Below are 19,321 nucleotides of genomic sequence, written 5' to 3'. Positions count from 1 at the left end.
TGGCAAGGAATGACCTTTTTCCCGTTCAACGATCGGCATAAAATGGAAGAAATCCACGGCCTATGATCTGATTCATGCGCGACAAGGAACGCTTGCTCAGCTTTGAGGAGCCGACCCGGTTCATTTTTTCCCATTCTGCCTTAAAGGAAGGCTGGGACAACCCGAACGTGTTCCAAATTTGTACCTTAAAACACAGCGATTCCACGATCAAGAAGCGGCAGGAGGTGGGAAGGGGATTACGGCTGTGCGTTAACCAACATGGTGAACGGATGGATGCGAGCGTGCCTGGTATCGATGTGCATGAGATCAACGTCCTGACCGTGATCGCCAGCGAGTCGTATGAACAGTTTGCCAGGCAACTGCAGAGTGAAATCGCCGAAACGCTGTCCGAACGTCCGCGGAAAGCCGACGTGGATTTCTTCTTGGATAAAGTTCTCACCAATGCCCGCGGGGAATCATTGCGCATTGACGAGAATTTGGCCAAAAAGCTCCACCGAACCTTTATCCGGCAGGGCTATGTGGATGACAATGACCAACTGACGGAGCAGTACTTTACGGCGGTGGAACAGCAACAAGTGGTGCTTCCCGAGGAATTGGACGTTATCAAGAGGCGTTGATCGAATTGGTGAAGACGATTTACGTCGCCGGAAAGGCCGGTTTGACAGAGGATGAACGGAGCAAAAATATTGAACAACTGAAGCCGAATCAAAACTTTTACAAGAAAGAGTTTCAGGATCTGTGGAACCAGATCAACAAAAAGACGGTGTACACGGTTCAGTTTGATTCGGAAGAACTCATCCGAAAATGCATTGATGCTTTGGATCAAAACTTGCACGTGCCATCCGTGCGTTACGCCATCAAGCATGGAGAATTGCATAAAATCGAGTCCAAGGAACAACTGGAACAGGGTGAAGCGTTTGTTACCCGGGAGACGCAGACGGAGTATGTTCACCAGGCCGCAACCTCGAAGATCAAGTACGAGCTGGTCGGCAAGCTGATGGACGAGACGCGATTGACACGAAAAACCATCGTAAAAATCCTAACCGGCATCAAATCGTCTACTTTTCACTTATTTCGGATTAACCCTGAAGAGTTTATCATTCGGGCCAAATTGCCACGCGGCTTCTTTATTCCCACACCGTTGGGAAATTACAACCCCGATTGGGCTATCGTGTTCAAAGAAGGGGAGGTCAAGACCATCTTTTTCATCGCCGAGACGAAAGGTTCGATGGAGTCATTGGAATTGCGTGAGGTAGAAAAGGCGAAGATCGAATGTGCCCGCAGGCATTTTGCAAAACTGAACACAGGCCGACTAAAATACGACGTTGTGAACAGCTACGAGAAGTTAATGGAGATTGTAAAATCCTCAATTCTTTAAACCATATTAAAAACAGGCGAGAATATGAAAGCGGATGATGTATAATAACCAATGAGGTGATTCGTGTGGCAAGAACATTTCCTGTTATCGTCGAACAGGATGAAAGTGGATATTTTACTGTAACATGCCCTGTCCTGTCAGGTTGTTACTCACAAGGAAAAACGCTTAAAGAAGCGATGGAAAATATAAAAGAGGCTATTGAGTTATGCCTGGAAGAACTCACTGAAGATGAGATTCCGGATACAAGCAACATACTTGTAAGCCAAGTGGTGGTATCTTGAGCCCGAGATTCCCTTTAGTTTCTGGTGCTAAGGATGATATCGAACTTCTGAAATCGTGATTGTGATACACTGGGAGAAAGAATGAACCATGGAGTGGGAACATGGCCGATCTGAAGCGTCCAATTACCGAGGCAAGCTATCTCACCGCCGAGAATGTGGAACGATACCGGGCGGTGATGCGCTTTTTTTACGAACAACACCAGCGCATGCGCTACCGGCTCACCCCGGAAGAGGTCGTTGAAGGGGTGAAGGCCAGCGGATACCTCACCGACTACACGCTTGAGCAGTGCCAGCAGGATTTGGAACAGTTGGAGGCGTGGAAAAACCTCACCGCCCAGCATGACGGGAGGCGCGTCAATACCATTGAAGAGTATCGCCGGAAGTCTTTTCGGTATCAGATGACCAAGTATGCGGTGGAAATTGAACGCATGGTGTCAGGCTTGGAGAACATTCGCGGCTTCGGCGGGTCGCTCGAGCCGACGCGACTGGAAAAGATCGCGGCGCTGCTCACCGAACTGAAAGAGGCGGCTGGGACTTTTCCACAGGGCAAGGCGCTGCCCCACTGGGAAGAGCTGTTGACGACATTTCGCCTGATGACGGAAAGTGCCGCTGACTACATCGCTCACTTGGAGAGCAGCCGCGTGGAAGAGTTGATGGCGACGGAATCGTTTCTCATTTACAAAGACTCGCTCACTCACTACTTGCGCAACTTTATGCAAGGACTGCAGCGGTATAGCCTTACCATTGAAGCGCTGCTCAAAGGCATGGATGCCACCGTCGTGGAGCGGTACATCCGGCAGGTCAGCCAGGAAGAGGCGGCCAAGCCCCAACTGGATGAACAAGAGTCGGCAGAGGAACGTCTTGAACGCTTGCGCGAGACGTGGGAATCGTTTGCCGGCTGGTTTTTGGGCAGGGGCAATCAGGAAAGTGAAGTGCGTGGCTTTGAACGGGCGACCAAAAATACGATTGCCAAAATCGTCCGGAGTGCGCTCCGCATCCAGGAGAGCAGGCGCTCCGGTGTCAGCCGCCAGCGGGAATTGGAGCATCTCGGGCGCTGGTTTTTTTCGCTCAAGGATATCGAGGAGGCGCACCAGTTGGCGGCGTATGCCTTCGGCTTGTACAAGACGCGCCACTTTCAAGGGAGCGACCCAGGCGAGACGGAATCACCCGACGCTTCGATGTGGGACGAGCCTCCGCAAGTGCGCGCGTTGACCTCGAAAAGCCGGCGCCGTCTGCGGGAAAATGCGACGTCCGCCGTCAGGAGCAGGCGGGGTGAGCAAGCGCAAAAACGGCTCGAGTGGTTGGAGCGGCGCCGTGAGGAAGAGCAGTTGATGAAGCAGTTTTTGGAACGGGGTGAAGTGGTGATGGAAGCATTGCCGCACCTTTCCCGCGTGGTATTTTCCCAGCTGCTCGTCTGGCTCGGACAATGTCTGGCCAGTCCAAGCCGGAGCATCCTGACCTCTGAAGGGATTCGCATTCAGCTTACCGTTCCGCCAGACAATGAACGGACTGTTGTCGTGACGGATGACGGCCAACTGGAGATGCCCAATTACCGGCTCCGTTTTTCACGTGGAATTGATGCTGACGAGCCAACTGCCGATAACGCAACAGAGAAGGTGGTCCTCCTTTGAACCGCAGCAAGCATGAAGAACGCATTCGGGAAGAACGCCGCACGTGCGCGCAAGCCCTTTTAAACCGGCCGTGGATTTCCAAACAACAGGATCCCGAATTGTTCCAACTGGTGAAAGCCCACTACGATTGGCTGCGCGATTGGTTTCAGGAATATGCGGGTTTTCCCCTTCTGTTGACGCGGACGTTTGTGAAGTTGGAAAAGGTGCCGGGGAAGGCGTACAACTGGATGGGGTTTGACACCTTTTCCCACCCGCGCGACTATGGCTTGTTCGTATATACGTTGTGGTACTTGGAGGGAAAGGGAGAGCACGAGCAGTTTCTGTTGAGTGAACTGGCCGAAACGTTGCGCGAAACCTTGCTGATGCAACAGGTTGAATTGGACTGGCGCATTTACCATCACCGCCTTTCGATGGCGCGGGCGTTGAAAAAACTGCGGGACTTGCAGGTGCTCATCGTCTTGGAAGGGGAGGAGAATGCGTGGGCCCAAAGCAGTGAACAAAACGTATTGTACGAATGTTCACCGCTTGCGCGGTATGTCGTGCGACGGTTTACGAATGACATCACGGCGCTGGAACGCCGGCCGGAAGCGCTGGGACAGGCGCAATATCCTGAAACAGAGGCCGGACGACGGGAACAACTGCGGCATCGCGTGTACCGCCGCCTGTTGCAGGAGCCGGTCGTGCTGGACAGAGAGTGGACTGAGGAAGAACGGGGTTACGTGTTGACACAACGGCGTTCGATCATGGACCATTTGCGCCAGATCGGATTGGAGGCGGTGCGGTACCGGGAAGGTCTGTATGTGACGTATCCAGAGGCGAGCGGTGATCTGACGCTTTTCCCGACGCCGCAAGGCATCTCCGATGTTTGCCTGTTGCTGGCCAGGGAAGTGCAGCGCCGACTTGTCGAGCCGGGCGATCCGCTGACGGTCCGCGAAGGGGGACGGGTGCCGCTCAGCTGGGCTGCGCTGGAACAGTTGCTGTACGATCTCAAAGAGCGCTTTGCTCCCTTTTGGAGCAAACAGCTGCGGGAGCAGACATCGAGCCAACTGGCCCGCCAAGTGGCTGAGCACTTGATCGAGTGGAAGCTGGCTGCCCCGCAGGAAGGTGGACTATGGCTTGAACCGGTGTTCGGACGTCTGTGCGGCGAGTATCCAGACGAAGCGAATGTTTCGGACGACAAGGATGATCGGGAGGGAACAGGATGACCCATCGCTGGCACCTTCATCGGGCAGGGGTCTTGAACTTTTGGTACTACGATGAAGCGGAGTTCTATTTTGCCGACGGACGCCTTATCTTGCGGGGCAGTAACGGTTCGGGCAAGTCTGTGACGATGCAAAGTTTTCTTCCACTCGTGCTGGACGGAGACAAGCGGCCGTGGCGGTTGGATCCGTTCGGGTCGCGCGACCGGAAAATCGAATATTACTTGCTGCTAGACGGTGAGCATCAGGAGCGGACCGCGTATTTGTGGCTGGAGTTTCGGTTGCCGGAGCCGGAACGCTTTCTCACTATCGGCATCGGGCTGAGGGCGCGCCAGACAGCGCACGCCGCGAGTTTTTGGGGATTTTCCGTGGAAGATAACCGGCGTATCGGTGTCGACTTGTTCCTCTATCGGCGCGACTACAGTGGCAGTGAAGAGGTGAAAGTGCCGCTGTCGCGATCTCAACTGGAGGAGGCGATCGGCGACGGCGGCCGTGTCGTGACGAGCACCGGAGAGTACAAGCGCTTGGTCAACCAATTGTTGTTTGGTTTTGAAGACGAGGCCGCTTATCAGGAACTGCTCGACTTGCTCATTCAGTTGCGCAGTCCGAAGTTATCCAAAGATTTTAAGCCGACCACGATTTACGACATCTTGACATCCGCTCTGCCAGCATTGGAAGAAAACGATCTGCGCCCGCTCTCAGAAGTGTTGGAGGATATGGACGAGATCAGTGACCGTCTGGATGAATTGCGCGTCCACCGCAAAGAGGCGCAAAAACTGGCTGAGGCATACCAAAAGTATAATGACTATCAGTTGTTTGTCGCAGCGCAAGCCGTGGAACAGGCACACAAGGTGTGGAAGAAAGAGGAGCTGGAGCGAGAGCAGCAAGAGGAGCGGCTTGTGGCGCTCGAACAACAGAAGGCCGAACTGGAGCAGGAGGAAGAACGGGAACGGATCCGGCTTCAGCAACTGGAGCGAGAACAGGATGTTCTCACCCACCATGAGGCGATTGGCAAGGAAAAAGAGCTGGAACGGTTAAAATCTGATTACGCGAGTAAAGAAGGCTTGCTGGCGCAAATCGAACGGCGGCGCGGGAATAACGAGAAGCACCTGGCAGAATGGACATCCTTGCAAGCACAGGCTGCACGGCAAAGCGAAGCTTTGGTTCTTGCACAAACGCAAGACATCGAAGAACTGAACGATTTGGCGCATGCGATCGCTTTTCCTTATAGCAGCAGTTACCATGACTTGTGGGAACAGGACATCCCGGAGCGAGAGCAGGTGAATTGGACGGCTTGGCGAAACGATCTCGAGGAACATGAACAGGAAGTCAAAGCGGCCTTGCGCCTCGCCCGCGAAGTGTCGCGACAGGAAGAAACGGTCAAGGAGTTGGAATACGAACTGGGTGAGACGAGCCGCAAGCGGGACGCACAGGAGCGGTTGGTGACGGAAAAAGAGCGGGAACTTTACGACAGCCTGGAAACCCAGCAGAACCGATTGTTTCAGTGGCGGGAACAGGTCAACGAATTGACGCTGACCGATCGTCAATTTCAGGAGATGTTGCATCGCTTAAGCCAATTTCCAGACGTTTCGTACGAACGCGTGCGCGAACCGCTGGCCGAAGCGTATGAACAGGCACTGCGCCGCCTCTTGCAAGAGGCGGCACAGCTGGAAGAGAACGAAAAGAGGCACCGGGAAAAATACGACGAATTGCAGGCGGAATGGCTCGATTGGCGAGATCGTAAAGAGCCGGAGCCGCCTGCGACGGAAGCCCGCCGCACGTCGCGCGCCCGGCGTCAAGCCGCAGGGGAAGGCGGAGCGCCGCTGTATGCGGTCTGCGCCTTTTATGACCATGTCGGGGAAGCGGAACGGGCGAGGCTGGAAGAATTGCTGGAACGCTCCGGCTTGCTCGATGCCTGGGTGTCGCCGGCGGGTACGTTGAGCGTGCGTGACGGCGAAGAAGATGTATGGCTCGTGCCGAACCCGCAATGGTTGGCGCACACGTTGGCCGATTGGCTGTATCCGACCCCGCCGGAGGACAGTCACCTGACGAGTGAACAGATTGACAACGTTTTGCGGACGATTGTCGTGGGGACGGAGGAGGTGCCTGAGACGGGTGTGGCTGTCGATCCGAGCGGGGCGTTTCGTCTGGGGCCGCTTTACGGAAAAGCCCGGAGCAAGGAACGGGCGGAATATATCGGCAAGGAAACGCGCGAGCAGACGCGGATGCGGGAGATGAAACGGCTCGAGGATGCGATGGCCGAGGAGCAAGAGGCGCTGCAAAAATGCCGGGAACAGATCGCCCGCTGCAAAGAGGCGCGGCAAAGGCTGGATGAGGAGCGCGAAGCGTTTCCGGCGGACGATGAACTGCAGGCCAAAGCGCTTGCGTGGCAAGATGCGCGGCGGGAACTGACATATGCGCAGGAACTCGTCAGGCGCGCTGACCAAAAATACCAGCAGGCAGCCGACGGCTTGCGGAAACTGCGCAGCGAGCTGCTTGAGAAGGTGCGAAAGCGTTCGCTGCCGGCGCGTGAGAACGAATTGGAGCGTGTCCATGAACAGGTGCGGCTTTATGAGCGTGTGCTCGGAAGTTTACAAAGGTCCTGGGAGGACTATTGGAACGAACAGGACAAATGGCGCCGAGCGGCCGATGAGGCGGAGCGGCTTCGCGTGCAATTGGAAGAAGACGAAGCAAACTGGCTTGAGGTGAAGGGGGAGCTGAACGTTCTCCGTCACGAAATCGGCACGGTGGAGCGGTTGTTGGACGAGTTGGGGTTGCTCGATATTCACAGGCGATTGGCTGAACTGCGTCAGTCCATTCAGCAGATACACGTTGCGAAAGAAAAGCGGGAAAGGGCCTTTCGCGAGTTGGCGCGGCAATTGGGCGAAGCGTCCAATCAGGCGCAGCAGCAACGGGAGCAGGCAGAAGCGGCCGCGCACCGATTAACCGTTGTGATTGCAAGCTATGTCAGGGAATGGAAGAGGGGGTTGGTCAGCGCCTTCCGGGAAGCGGATCTCCCGGCAGACGACCAGGAGGCGATCGTCGCCCATTGCCGCACGGTGACGCGTGCATTGCGGGATGCGTATGCCAATCTCACGCAAGAACAGTTGAGCAACCGGGTGTTGGAGGCCTTTAACAGCACACGCCAAGTGCTGCACGATTATGTACCGGAAGCCGAGCTTGGCGACCGGATCATCATCCAGTTTTGCCGCGACCGCCAGCATCCGCAATCACCCGAGTCGCTGCTTTTGGAACTGAGCGAACAGGAGCGCGAACAAGAGTTGCTGCTGAAGGAAAAAGACCGGGAGTTGTACGAGCAAGTGCTCATTCACAGCGTGGGGCGGGCCATCCGTGAGAAAATTTACCGCGCGGAAGCATGGGTAGAGCGGATGAACGACTTGATGAAACGCCGGAAAACGTCGAGCGGCCTGCGGTTGCGTTTGCGGTGGGAACCACGTCCGGCGCAAAATGAGGAGGAGATGGACACGGCCGAACTGGTCAAGTTGTTGCGCACCGATGCGGGCCTGTTGCGGGAAGAGCAGTTTGAACGGATGGTGACGCACTTTCGTTCGCGCGTCAATTGGGCGCGGCGGGAAGCGGAAGAGCGCGATACCCTCAGGGAGTGGATTTACCGCATTCTCGATTACCGCCATTGGTTCCGTTTTACGCTGTACTATGAAAAGGGAGGGCACAGTTGGAAAGAGTTGACCGATGCCCGCTTTAACGTCCTGAGCGGCGGTGAGAAGGCGATGGCGATGTATATCCCGCTGTTTGCCGCCACCTATTCCCGCTACATGAGTTCGCGTGAGCAATCCCCGAAAATCATCTGCCTTGACGAAGCGTTTGCCGGCGTTGATGAAGCCAATTTGCGTGACATGTTCGAGCTGTTGACGGATATGGGCTTTGACTACATGATGACGAGTCAAGTGTTGTGGGGATGTTACGACACGGTGCCGAATTTGTCGATTTACGAACTGCTTCGACCACAGGATGCCGATTTTGTCACCCTCATCCGCTTTCACTGGGATGGGAAACGACGTCGGATGATCGGCCAAGAAGACTGGAAAGAGGAGCTGCTCGAAGCGTGACGATGGCAGAGGAATGGCGTCGGTTGTTCGCCCACCCGGTGTATGAGCGGTTATTCCGGCGAGTGCGGGCGCGTTATGAACGACTGGAACGCGTGGGAGGAACGGTGCAACTCACCTTGCGGGACGAGGCGGAACGGGAAGTGCTGGCCGGTTTGCTGGGCCGTGATTTACGGGGGATGAAGACGGTCACTGTCTCTTTGGCTGAACTCGACCGCATTTTGCACAACAGCCGTGTCGGGCTGCGGTTGCCGGAGTTTTTGGAGCGTTATTTTGCAGAACCCCTCGTGCTCCGTTCCGAACAGGAGAGGGAACGGCAAGCGCGTTGGGAGGCTTGCTTTCGCGCGGTGCAACGGGCACTTGCCAGTGAGGAGCCGAGGATGTCTTGGCAGCGGAAGCGGCAGGTGGCCGCCTGGATTGACGGCTTGAAGTCTGGAACAGTCCCTGGCAGTCAGCTGTTCAGGCGTTTGTACAAGGAGGATGAGTGTAAAGCACTGAACACGTTGACGCTTGCCGTACAGGCCCTTGCGCGGTTGCCTGAGGACCCAGGCTCGGCACGGCGGACCCCGGTCTTTGCAGCGGAACTGACCGGCGACCCTCACGCGCTTGATGCTGGACAACCCCTGGCCAAGTTGTTTCAAGCCGGACTGAAAGCCATCTTGGAACAAGAACCTCCGCGACCGACAAGAGAGGAGGCGGAAAACGGACTGCGGGATGTGTCTGGGTCAGGCAGCAGAGTAGAAAAAGAATCCTCTACTCCGTTTCCTTTAGAGGTAGAGGAAACATTGGTGGAGGAAACATTAGTAGAGGGAACACTTTGTGACACCGATTCGGATGATGGCGCGGATGACGATGACTGGGAGAGGATCAGCGCCTCCTTATACCGCCGCTGCTTGTTTCGGCGGGTTGGGCTTTTGGACGACGACATTTCATCTATGGTGGCGACGTTTGGCCTTTCGTTACGGAAAATTGCGGATGATCAAACATCCGACGTTCATGAAGGGAAAACGGCGCAAGTATATGGCTATACAGCACGAGAATTTGGCCATCTTGTCGTGTTGACGTTGCGCCATTTAGAGCAAGATTGGGAATGGGATTGCCGGAATCCGCTCTACGTGATGGAAAACCCGTCTGTTTTTAGCGCTATTATCGACGCCTGGGAGGTACACAGGACATTGCCCGTCCCACAACTGGTCTTACTGAGCGGCCAGCCCAGTGTGGCTGCGATCCGCTTCTTGGAACAGTGGGAAGAACAGGGGGGAATGTTTTATTACAATGGCGATTTTGATTGGAAAGGGTTGGAAATCGCTTGTCGCCTCCAGCGGATGTTTCCCCGTTCTTTTCGTCCATGGCGTTTCGATAGTGTAACGTATAGCCGGTACAGCGATGTGCAAAAATGCCCCGTTCCTTTGCCTCATCAACAATCGTTGCGTTCGCTCATCGTCCCATGGGATGAGAAACTGCCAGAGAAGATTGTGGATGGTGGTTGTTTGTATCAGGAGCAGATCGTGTCAGATTTGATCAGAGATGTGCTGCCGGAAAAACGTTAATATTTCAACACATTCGTTCCAGAATTTCAATCCGCTTCTCAATCGGCGGGTGAGTGGCAAAGAGGCTGCTTAATGGATTGTGGATGTAAAATCCGATTATCTCATTGCCAATTCGTGAACTTTTCGCGTAGCCGCAGATGCTCACAGCGCCAGCGTCTGTATGTATTCCCGCTTGCGGCTGATCGACATGTGGATGAGAAGGGAGATGAGACCAGAAAACGCTGCGATCACTGTGGATCTTTACCCAATAGGCTATCGACCATGGCAAATGGCATAACCTCTGAACATATTGGCAATCCTTGTTGAAAACGTCCATTATGACCCCTCCTTCATGATTTTTGAAGACACGGCATATGAGGTGATTAAATGTTTCCACCTCACAATTCAGGTGAGGTGGAATTCATTTCTTCCGACCAGCTCCACAAACGCACTTCTCCCAATACTGCCCTTCTGACCCATGGCTCTTCTTTCAGTTTCAACAGCTCTTTAGTCGGTCCGGTCACGACAACGCCGTAGATCCTTACCCCCTTTTCCTGAATGTATGCCAGCCGTTCGCTGAGATGTAAGTCATGGTATCGTGATACCCCTTTTGCAATGTTTTCATATTTGGTTAAAAGTTGCAGGGTTTTGATGAAATTTTCCTCCCGCACCTCGGCGCTGCCATAAGCCTCAATGGGAGGAGATCCTCGAGATTCAATAGTGACCGTGGAAAAGAAAGATTTTCTTTCTACTGTTAACTCATCAAGTTTCATGTCGTCGTGATGCCACATTGGAAAAAATGGAAATCCAAACGGTACATCGACGGGTCTGTAATCACCGGTTCTATATGGCTCCTCCATGCCCGTATCCACCGCAAACCACAAAGGTTGGAGGTTTTTTCCTTCCAGAAGAGACAGCACTTCTGCCGTTGAATAGAAGTGATCTAAGGACAGATATAACTCTGACACAGTGCCTTCCGGCAACTTCTCCAGGCTGTTCCATGTGGATTTAGTAAATGGATCGCCCAGGTTATCTTCCGGATGGTAAAAAAGGGGATAGTTTCGCGGTGTATAAATCAACCACTTTCTCTCAGGTGAAGACATTCTGTTGAAGAGAAAAGAGGAAGACATTTCACCCACCAGTTCGAGCTTGTCGCCGATTTGTTTTTCCAACTGAGCATTTATCCGCATGGTAAACCACGGGGTTGTATTCATGCCGCTGCTGCTGAATTGGATATTGGGTTCTGTGACGGCCACTGTGGAACGGATGACATCTTGATAAATTTCCATACGGTTAGGTTCACCCCATGAATAAAACGCCCCGGTGAGAATAGATCCGAATATCATGAGGAGAAAGAAAATGGCAAGCGCCGTGACCGTGTTTTGCAGCCGCGCTTTCCACTTTGCCCAGCGAAGGAGGGCGTTTGAAAGTTTCATGCTTGCGGGGTCGCTTTTTGCTGAAGACTTGCTATTGCGATGCGATTTTTTATTCAACTTTGCGTTTAGCCCTTTCTCCAATTCTTCCTCCAGAAATTCCTGATAAGCTTCCAGTTTTGCCAGTTCTTCCTCTACCTGTTCTTTTTCCTCATCCGTCAATCGGTCTTCAACATAGGCTCTCCACCTTTTTTTCCATTCCTCTGTCATATGCGGTTCACCCCTTGTGCAACTTTCGGATCTTCTGGCGTGCCCGGAATAACAGCACCTTGAAGTGAGAAAGGCTGACCCCCATGATTTCGGAGGATTCTTGATACGAGAATTGATGTACATCGTGCAGCAAGATGGCCTGCTTTTGCTTTTCCGGCAGGGCGGCGATGCTTTTCATCACTTGCTTTACTTCATCCTGAAGGAGGATCCTATCCTCGAGCCGTTCCGGGACGGGCGATTCTGAGAGGGTTTCATGAGGCACCGGCATTTGCCGCCGATGCTTGCGCCAGTGATCGATGTAAGCATGATGGGCGACGCGGAATAACCATGGCTTGAGTGATCCTGGCTGAATCTCCTCAAAGTGGAGGTAGGCGCGAAAAAAGGTTTCCTGTGTCAGATCTTCCGCCAGATGATGATCGTGACATAGAGAAAGCAAGTAACGGTAGATGTCTGGCAGGTAGTCGCAATACAAACGGTCCAACGAGGCGCGGGGCATGGATACTCTCCTTCAAAAACCTCTTCATGTAAATACACGGGTTAATGAGAAAAAAGTTACAGGCATCTTTAAAAAAATAAGTGGCAAGGAATGCGCGATAGCATGGGTGGTCTCAATCGGAGGCGCATTTGCTTGAGTCCAACTTATCAGGTCGGGGAAGGTTGGACAATCTAAAATTGGTTGCAATGTCCATTCTCGTTGTGTATAGTAATAATTAGTTGATAATAATTCTAAATAAGGGTGATACACCATGCCGAAGATTGTCTTGTACAGCAGCACCGGTTGTCCATATTGCGAAAAGATGAAAAAGGAATTTCAGGAGTGGGGTTTTACCTATGAAGAGCGCAATGTGACGGAGAACCCGGATTACTTCAATGACCTGCATGAAAAAGGGATCTTTTCTACACCCGTCGTTTTCATTGATGACAAACCGTTTATCGGTTACCGTCCCAACGCCATGAAACGGCACCTGGGGATTTCGGACAAGCCGGAAGAGGCGGCGCCTGACACCAAGGAACAGGACCAGCTGTTTGTCCCTGTCAATTCCGAGATTCTCTCGCAGATCTACGATCTGGTTTGCATCGGCGGGGGGCCGGCGGGCGCCTCGGCAGCCGTTTACGCTGCAAGAGCGAAACTGAACACGCTGGTGATTGACAAGGCACCCGCAGCAGGCACCTTGGCTCTGACGCATAAAATCGCCAACTATCCGGGCGTACCGGAGGCACTGACCGGCTACGAACTGCTCCTGCGGATGCAGAAACAGGCCAAAGCGTTTGGCGCCACCTTCGTCCGTTCTTCCGTGCAGAAGGTGAATTTCAGCGGCGAGATCAAAGAGATCATCCTGCCGGAGGGGGTAGTCAGGGCGAAAACCGTGTTTATCGCTGTCGGGGCGAAGGGGCGTACCAACAAGATCAAGGGGGAAGAGGAATTCCAGGGCCGTGGCGTCAGCTATTGCTCCACCTGCGACGCCGCCTTCTTTGAAGGAAAAACGGTGGCCGTGGTTGGTGACAATGAGGAGGCCGTGTACGAAGCGGAGACGTTGAGCCGTTTTGCCGACAAGGTTCTTTTCCTGATACCGGTGAAGGAGCTGAAAGGCGAAGCGACGCTGGATGAACTGAAAGAGAGGGAAAATGTGGAGATTTACTTTGAACATCGCGTGCGCGAGATTGTCGGCGGCCAGAGCGTGGAAGCGATCCGCGTGCGGGATGCGTCAGGATCGGAAAAGGTTGTGAATGTGGACGGCGTGTTTATTTACCTCTCCGGAACGCGTCCCAGTACCGACTTTTTGCGTGGGCAGGTGGAACTGGATGGAGAGGGATATGTCGTGGTGGATGAGTACCTCCGGACCAGTGTCGAGGGCGTATTTGCCGGCGGTGACGCACGTCGTACCCCGATCAAGCAAGCGGTCATCTCAGCCGCGGACGGCGCGATCGCAGCGATGGGAGCAGATAAAATCGTCAACCGCCGGAAGAAATTGGTTCCCCAGTACGATTGAGCGAAACCGGTGAAACGATTGACAGCCATCATCCAGTGGGGTGATGGCGTTATTCATGTTTGACGTTTGACAAATGAAAAGAAAGAGTTCATAATCGTAATGATTACGATTTATATTTTTCGCGATTAAATCGTAATGATTACGAATTAAAGGTCTGATACCATTGCCCACACATGTGGAAGGAGGAGAAGCGAGAGATGAAGCGCATGAAGAATTGGCATCGTCTGCTGTTTTTAGGTGCATGTCTCTTTTTTGTGTTGGTTTTGGCTGGTTGCGGAGCAGGGGATGAGGTGGTGTCCCAGAAGGAAGAGGAGATGCAGGGAGCGAACAACAATCGCCCTGGGAAACTGCGCGTGGTGGCCAGTTTTTATCCTGTTTATGATTTTGCGACACAGGTGGGTGGAGAGGATGCGGACGTTGAGGTGCTCATCCCGCAGGGAGTGGAGCCGCATGACTGGGAACCGGATCCGTCTGCCCTGAAAAAGATCAAAGAGGCGGACTTGTTCATCTATAACGGAGCTGGTTTTGAGCCATGGGTGGAGCAGATTCTTCAGGCTGTTGGGAATGATCACCTCACGGTTGTCAATGCCAGCAAAGACGTGCCGCTGATGAAAGGCGGTCATCATCACAACCATGGACATGCACCGGAAGCACATGCTGACGATGGACATGAGCACGAAAGTCATTCTCACCACGAAGATGCAGAAAATCCCCAAGTGGCAGAAAGTGAGCATGGGGATGCACTGGCTGATCCGCATATCTGGCTCGATCCGGTGCATGCCCAGCAGATGGTCAAAAATATTTTGCAGGGTTTTCAACAGGCCGATCCGGTCCATGGGGAGAAATACCGGCAGAGAGCAGAAGCTTATCTGCAGGAACTTGAGACCTTGCATCAAGAGTATGCGCAAGCGCTTGGCAAGCTCAAACGGCGCACGTTCATTACCTCGCATGCTGCCTTCGGGTACTTGGCGGCACGGTACAACCTTGAGCAAAAACCGATTCTCGGTTTGTCGCCTGAGGCGGAACCCACGCCTGAGGCGATGGCGGAGTTGGCCCGTTTTGCCCAGGAACACCAGGTGAAAGTAATCTTTTTTGAATCGTTGGTCAATCCAAAAGTGGCCGAGGTGTTGGCGAAGGAAGTGGGGGCCCAAACCCTGCCCCTGAATCCGATAGAAGGTCTGACGGAGGAAGAATCGAAAAAGGGGGAAACCTACCTTTCGTTGATGCGAAAAAATCTGCAGCACCTGCTCACGGCATTGAATGACTAGCACCGGCAGGAACATCGCATGTCCAAGATGCCGGATACGGATACAACGGGGGAGGGAGGACGAACATGATCCGGCTGCAAGATGTCTCCTATCGCTACCCTGGCCAGCCTGAACTTCTCCATCGGGTCAACATGACCATTGCACAAGGGCAATGGATTGGCATTCAGGGCGAAAACGGATCGGGGAAATCCACTCTCCTGAGGCTGATGCTCGGCCTTTTGGTCCCCACCTCGGGACAGGTACTGATCTGTGGAAAGCCGCTTCGCAAGCCGGGAGAATTCCTCCAGGCGGCCTTTTTGTCTCAACAGGCACGCCATTTCAACCGTCAATTTCCCGCAACGGTGGAAGAGGTGGTGCGAAGCGGCCTGAAACAACGGCATCTTTTTTGGGGGAGAGCGGAGCGGCGGCGGGCGGAAGAGAAGGTTCGCCACGCTTTGGAGCTGGTGGAAATGGAGGCGTTTGGGCAGTTTCGTCTGGGAGAGCTTTCCGGCGGGCAGCAACAGCGGGTTTTGCTGGCGCGGACATTGGCGGCTGAGCCGGCTGTCCTGGTGTTGGATGAACCGGCGGTGGGGCTGGATGGGCCGGCAAGAGAGCGTTTTTTTACTCACTTGAAGCGGCTGCACCACGAGGGGATGACGATTGTCTTGGTCGATCATGATAGCGCAATTCATCGCCGGATGGCCGATGCCATCTTTCAAGTCCACGCAGGAAGGGTGGAACTGATCGCCAAGGCTCCTGTGATCAGGAGGGAGAGCCATGTTTGATTGGTTGCAATACGGATTTATGGTGCGGGCATTGGTGGCCGGGGTGCTCCTTTCGGTATGCCTGCCGTGGTTAGGGACGTTTCTTGTGTTGCGCCGGCAGGCGCTGACCGCCGACACCTTGTCCCACGTTTCCATGGCCGGTGTGGCGGCGGGGCTCTTGCTCGGGTTTTCCCCGAGCTTTTTTGCATTGTTGTTTGCACTGATTGGCACGATGCTCATGGAGCGCTTGCGGCGCCTGTATTCAGGCTATCCTGAGCTGGGACTGTCTGTCCTGCTCTCCACCGGCCTGGCACTGGCGGTGGTGCTCATCGGATTGGGAAAAGGGTATCATCTGGACATCTTCAGTTATCTGTTCGGCAGCATTATCGTGACGGATGCCGCTGATGTCTGGTTGCTCGCAGGGCTCGCTGCGGCAACTGGCGTTTTTGTCGGCGTGTACTCTCCAGCTCTTTTTTCGATGGTGTTTGATGAGGAACATGCGAGACTGAATCAGGTGCCGGTCCGTCGCCTGAACCGCTTATTTGCCATTCTGACGGCGCTCGTCATTGCCGCATCCATCCGGATTGTCGGCGTCCTGCTCATCTCTTCCCTGCTTGTCTTGCCCGTGGCCATCAGCATGTATCTCGCACGCGGGTTTTGGCAAACGGCATGGCTTGCAACCGGCATTTCCCTTGTGGCCATGATGACCGGCTTGCTTCTTTCTTACTACCTGGGGCTTGCACCGGGCGGAAGCGTTGTCCTGTTGCTTGTATTCATGTTGGCTGTCGTGTCGGGCGCCAAGCGGCTTGCAGCCAGACGGTTTTCCTCGCCAACATGACCGTTTCGGATGCGTTGGGGGATGCTTTTGTCTATAATAAATGCAGGTACAGTGATTGATCATTTGAGCACACTTTTTATGAAAGGAACGGGAAAAGCTGTGGGTGGCATGACCGTAGAGATGGCGCTCCAGCGTCTGAAAAACAAGGGCTACAAATATACGGGCAAGCGAAAAGAGATGATCGAGCTTCTGGCCTCGGAAGACCGGTTTCTCTCTGCAAAGGAGATCATGGAACAACTGCAGGAGAACTATCCCGGGATCAGCTTTGACACCATCTATCGCAATTTGGCCCTGTTTAAGGAGCTGCACCTGGTGGAAGAGACGGAGATTAGAGGAGAGCGCTATTACCGTTTTTCCTGCTTCCGTACGGGCGAACACCATCATCACTTCATTTGCCTGGGTTGCGGCAAAACGGAACCGATTGAGGGATGCCCAGCGTTCGAAAACTTGTGTTTGCCGCCGGGGTATGAAGTAACCAGTCACAAATTTGAAGTCTACGGCAACTGTCAAGCGTGCGCGGAGGTTTCGGACAGCCGCTGAGCCTTTTTCTTTGCGGTGCTTTGCCGCTTTCGCGCTTGCCGTGAAGACCTTTGATAGGTGGGATGTTTCCTCTGATGGACAGAGAAAAAAGGGATTACCAGTTTCTTGCGGAAAAAGATATTGAAATTATTGCCCAGACCTTCAAGGTGCTCTCTGATCCGACCCGGATCAAAATCCTTCATTTGCTGTCCCAAGATGAATGTTCGGTGACGCATCTTGCTGAGGTGCTGGGGATGAGCCAGTCCGCCGTTTCGCATCAATTGCGGTTGCTGAAAAATTTGCGGCTGGTGAAGTTCAGAAGAGAGGGGCACACGGTCTACTATTCTTGCGATGATGACCATGTGATCATGCTCCTGAAACAAGCCGTCCAGCACATTACCCATGATTAAAAGTGGCATGAAAAGCGTCATACAAAGGCAAAAAGGCACCCTCTGCTGGGGTGCCGTTTTTGCGATTTACCAGGTCTGAATGGGGGGCATTCCTGGAGGTGCATTGACGAACAAGTTCCAGGTCGGAATCAGGTAGGCCACTGTGACCAGTCCGATCATCACCGGGATCCAGATACTCCACCGTTCGAGAATGGCCGGTGTGGACTGGATGTCTTCGACCGTTTCAGCGATCGGAAACTGGATCTTCTCTGTTGCCTTGGGTGCGAAGAAAAACAGGTTGGCCACGATGATGAGAAAAAGGATACCTCCAATAAACGCCAGGGTCCCGCCAATCGCCATCCAAATATGGTAGGGCGTCCATGCCTCCCGAACCGGGTGATCCATGTACGTGGTGAAACTGGTCCGGCGAGGTTCTCCTAAAATACCGCTAATATACATGGCGATGGACATCGTTATCATACCGCCTCCCCAGAACAAAGCCTGAAAGATGCCCAGTCGGTTCATGGTTGCCGTAAATACCCGGCCGGTCAAGGTGGGGATGAGATAGTATGAAGCGGCGAAAAATGTCAGAACGGTCGTGGTGGCGATTGCCAAGTGGAAATGTCCCGTGATGAACAAGGTATTGTGTACAAGCTGGTTTAATTGGAAGCTGCCATTGATGATGCCCGATGCGCCGACAGGGATGAACGCCAGCATCGCGATAAACATGGCGAGAAAACGGGCATCACCCCAGGGCAGTTTAGCCATCCAGGACAATAGCCCCCGCCCCCCTTTCTTCCTCCCTGCCTGTTCCAACGTTCCGACAACGGCAAACGCGGTCATCATGGAAGGAAATACTACGGCCATGGTCAAGGCGACCTGCAGGTACTTCCATCCTGCCGGTATTCCCGGTGCGGTCAGATCATGGTGGAATCCGACCGGCAAGGAAAAGATGATCAGCAAGATGAAGGCAAGCCTTGCCAGAGAATCGCTGAAGATATGACTGCCGATAATTTTCGGCAGGCTGATGTACCAGATGATGTATACCGGAAGCAGCCAGAAATAAACGAGCGGGTGACCAAAATACCAGAACAAAGCGCGGGAGAGCATCACATTGACTGTTTCGGTCCAGCCGAGCGCCCACGGGATCAGCAGAAAGACCACTTCCACAGCAACACCGATCGTCGCGACGATCCAAAGGACGAACGTAGCCACCGCCATAAAGGCAAACAGCGGCGAGCGCTGACCCGGGTGTTCACGCCGCCAACGGCCGTATTGAATGAAGATGGCGATGCCGCTTAACCAGCTGCCGACCACCAGCAAGGCCAATCCGATGTAAAAGGCGGCAGAAGCCCCCATTGGCGCATAAAAGGTGTAGAGTACCGTGCCGCGATTACTGATCACTTCCACCAGCGTGATGACGACACCAGCGGTCATCGTGTAAAATCCTGCCCACCCCCAATTTCTGGCCGCAGGAATCAGCCGGCCGCCCATTGTCTTGGCCACCCCGGCGAGCAGGTATCCGACAATGAAAAAGGTGGTAAACACAAGAGCCAGCACAATCCCATGTGCGGTTAGGAGTTGATAATAAATTACCGGACGGGGCAGGTTCAACAGACCAGTTCTGTCGAGCACCTGCAACAAACCGGCAATGACCCCGAGCAGCAACATGACATAACCGACCCACACATAAGCGCTGATCAGCAGCCGGTCTTGTGGCACAAAGTCATGCACCGAGGTATCCGGAGATGTACGGTTTCCGATGGTTGTGACATGTTGACGCATTCACTCCAACCTCCTTAGCGATTCCTCTCGTAACGTCAAGAC

17 protein-coding genes are annotated in these 19,321 nt (G+C 53.7%); 13 read left to right on the top strand and 4 right to left on the bottom strand.

Annotated elements, in window-relative coordinates:
- Positions 1-74 precede the first annotated feature (74 nt).
- From BAA01_12685 to BAA01_12655, 7 genes are all read left to right on the top strand, one after another.
- Positions 75-617 (top strand): hypothetical protein, encoded by a 543-nt coding sequence (locus tag BAA01_12685; GenBank protein ID OUM87455.1) that lies wholly within the window; start codon positions 75-77, stop codon positions 615-617.
- Positions 614-1,378: a hypothetical protein gene (locus tag BAA01_12680; GenBank protein ID OUM87454.1), complete on the top strand. Its 765-nt coding sequence runs from the start codon at positions 614-616 to the stop codon at positions 1,376-1,378. Before BAA01_12685 ends, BAA01_12680 begins: the two co-directional genes overlap by 4 nt.
- Positions 1,379-1,437: 59 nt before the next feature.
- Positions 1,438-1,659, top strand: coding sequence for a hypothetical protein (locus BAA01_12675; protein ID OUM87493.1), 222 nt, complete (start codon positions 1,438-1,440; stop codon positions 1,657-1,659).
- A gap of 101 nt (positions 1,660-1,760) precedes the next feature.
- Positions 1,761-3,290: a TIGR02677 family protein gene (locus tag BAA01_12670; GenBank protein ID OUM87453.1), complete on the top strand. Its 1,530-nt coding sequence runs from the start codon at positions 1,761-1,763 to the stop codon at positions 3,288-3,290.
- Between the two features lie 23 nt (positions 3,291-3,313).
- Positions 3,314-4,495 carry a TIGR02678 family protein gene (locus tag BAA01_12665; GenBank protein OUM87492.1) on the top strand — a complete coding sequence of 394 codons (1,182 nt, stop codon included), beginning with the start codon at positions 3,314-3,316 and terminating at the stop codon, positions 4,493-4,495.
- Complete coding sequence (locus BAA01_12660; protein ID OUM87452.1) at positions 4,492-8,577, top strand: TIGR02680 family protein; 4,086 nt, start codon at positions 4,492-4,494, stop codon at positions 8,575-8,577. Before BAA01_12665 ends, BAA01_12660 begins: the two co-directional genes overlap by 4 nt.
- Entirely contained in the window at positions 8,574-10,124 is a 1,551-nt protein-coding gene (locus tag BAA01_12655) for a TIGR02679 family protein (protein ID OUM87451.1), read from the top strand. The genes BAA01_12660 and BAA01_12655 overlap by 4 nt, the downstream gene beginning before the upstream one ends.
- A gap of 4 nt (positions 10,125-10,128) precedes the next feature.
- On the opposite strand, the gene BAA01_12650 is transcribed toward BAA01_12655, so the two are convergent.
- The 3 genes from BAA01_12650 to BAA01_12640 all read right to left on the bottom strand — a co-directional run bounded on the left by BAA01_12650 (position 10,129) and on the right by BAA01_12640 (position 12,242).
- Positions 10,129-10,440, bottom strand: coding sequence for a hypothetical protein (locus BAA01_12650; GenBank protein ID OUM87450.1), 312 nt, complete (start codon positions 10,438-10,440; stop codon positions 10,129-10,131).
- Between the two features lie 61 nt (positions 10,441-10,501).
- Positions 10,502-11,746: a hypothetical protein gene (locus BAA01_12645; protein ID OUM87449.1), complete on the bottom strand. Its 1,245-nt coding sequence runs from the start codon at positions 11,744-11,746 to the stop codon at positions 10,502-10,504.
- A gap of 7 nt (positions 11,747-11,753) precedes the next feature.
- Positions 11,754-12,242 (bottom strand): hypothetical protein, encoded by a 489-nt coding sequence (locus BAA01_12640; protein OUM87448.1) that lies wholly within the window; start codon positions 12,240-12,242, stop codon positions 11,754-11,756.
- A 562-nt stretch (positions 12,243-12,804) separates the two neighbouring features.
- Here BAA01_12640 and BAA01_12635 point away from each other — a divergent pair.
- From BAA01_12635 to BAA01_12610, 6 genes are all read left to right on the top strand, one after another.
- The gene (locus BAA01_12635) at positions 12,805-13,737 is read left to right on the top strand and encodes a hypothetical protein (protein ID OUM87491.1); all 933 of its coding nucleotides are present in this window, start codon (positions 12,805-12,807) and stop codon (positions 13,735-13,737) included.
- A gap of 206 nt (positions 13,738-13,943) precedes the next feature.
- Positions 13,944-15,005 (top strand): hypothetical protein, encoded by a 1,062-nt coding sequence (locus BAA01_12630; protein ID OUM87490.1) that lies wholly within the window; start codon positions 13,944-13,946, stop codon positions 15,003-15,005.
- A gap of 65 nt (positions 15,006-15,070) precedes the next feature.
- Complete coding sequence (locus BAA01_12625; protein OUM87447.1) at positions 15,071-15,769, top strand: hypothetical protein; 699 nt, start codon at positions 15,071-15,073, stop codon at positions 15,767-15,769.
- Positions 15,762-16,586: a metal ABC transporter permease gene (locus tag BAA01_12620; protein OUM87446.1), complete on the top strand. Its 825-nt coding sequence runs from the start codon at positions 15,762-15,764 to the stop codon at positions 16,584-16,586. The genes BAA01_12625 and BAA01_12620 overlap by 8 nt, the downstream gene beginning before the upstream one ends.
- A 108-nt stretch (positions 16,587-16,694) precedes the next feature.
- Positions 16,695-17,126 (top strand): transcriptional repressor, encoded by a 432-nt coding sequence (locus BAA01_12615; protein ID OUM87489.1) that lies wholly within the window; start codon positions 16,695-16,697, stop codon positions 17,124-17,126.
- Between the two features lie 74 nt (positions 17,127-17,200).
- Positions 17,201-17,515: a transcriptional regulator gene (locus BAA01_12610; protein OUM87488.1), complete on the top strand. Its 315-nt coding sequence runs from the start codon at positions 17,201-17,203 to the stop codon at positions 17,513-17,515.
- A 66-nt stretch (positions 17,516-17,581) separates the two neighbouring features.
- On the opposite strand, the gene BAA01_12605 is transcribed toward BAA01_12610, so the two are convergent.
- Positions 17,582-19,228 (bottom strand): cytochrome C, encoded by a 1,647-nt coding sequence (locus tag BAA01_12605; protein ID OUM87487.1) that lies wholly within the window; start codon positions 19,226-19,228, stop codon positions 17,582-17,584.
- Positions 19,229-19,321: the final 93 nt, after the last annotated feature.

Source organism: Bacillus thermozeamaize, from assembly GCA_002159075.1.
GTDB classification, from domain to species: Bacteria; Bacillota; Bacilli; order ZCTH02-B2; family ZCTH02-B2; genus Bacillus_BB; species Bacillus_BB thermozeamaize.
Note: the sequence above shows the minus strand (reverse complement) of the source record. Positions and strands in the feature narration are given on the sequence as shown.

Coding starts and splice junctions, on each gene's coding strand:
- BAA01_12640 (OUM87448.1), bottom strand. CDS start 12,242: ATGCCCCGCGCCTCGTTGGACCGTTTGTATTGCGACTACCTGCCAGAC.
- BAA01_12685 (OUM87455.1), top strand. CDS start 75: ATGCGCGACAAGGAACGCTTGCTCAGCTTTGAGGAGCCGACCCGGTTC.
- BAA01_12615 (OUM87489.1), top strand. CDS start 16,695: ATGACCGTAGAGATGGCGCTCCAGCGTCTGAAAAACAAGGGCTACAAA.
- BAA01_12670 (OUM87453.1), top strand. CDS start 1,761: ATGGCCGATCTGAAGCGTCCAATTACCGAGGCAAGCTATCTCACCGCC.
- BAA01_12660 (OUM87452.1), top strand. CDS start 4,492: ATGACCCATCGCTGGCACCTTCATCGGGCAGGGGTCTTGAACTTTTGG.
- BAA01_12625 (OUM87447.1), top strand. CDS start 15,071: ATGATCCGGCTGCAAGATGTCTCCTATCGCTACCCTGGCCAGCCTGAA.
- BAA01_12620 (OUM87446.1), top strand. CDS start 15,762: ATGTTTGATTGGTTGCAATACGGATTTATGGTGCGGGCATTGGTGGCC.
- BAA01_12645 (OUM87449.1), bottom strand. CDS start 11,746: ATGACAGAGGAATGGAAAAAAAGGTGGAGAGCCTATGTTGAAGACCGA.
- BAA01_12610 (OUM87488.1), top strand. CDS start 17,201: ATGGACAGAGAAAAAAGGGATTACCAGTTTCTTGCGGAAAAAGATATT.
- BAA01_12630 (OUM87490.1), top strand. CDS start 13,944: ATGAAGAATTGGCATCGTCTGCTGTTTTTAGGTGCATGTCTCTTTTTT.
- BAA01_12650 (OUM87450.1), bottom strand. CDS start 10,440: ATGGACGTTTTCAACAAGGATTGCCAATATGTTCAGAGGTTATGCCAT.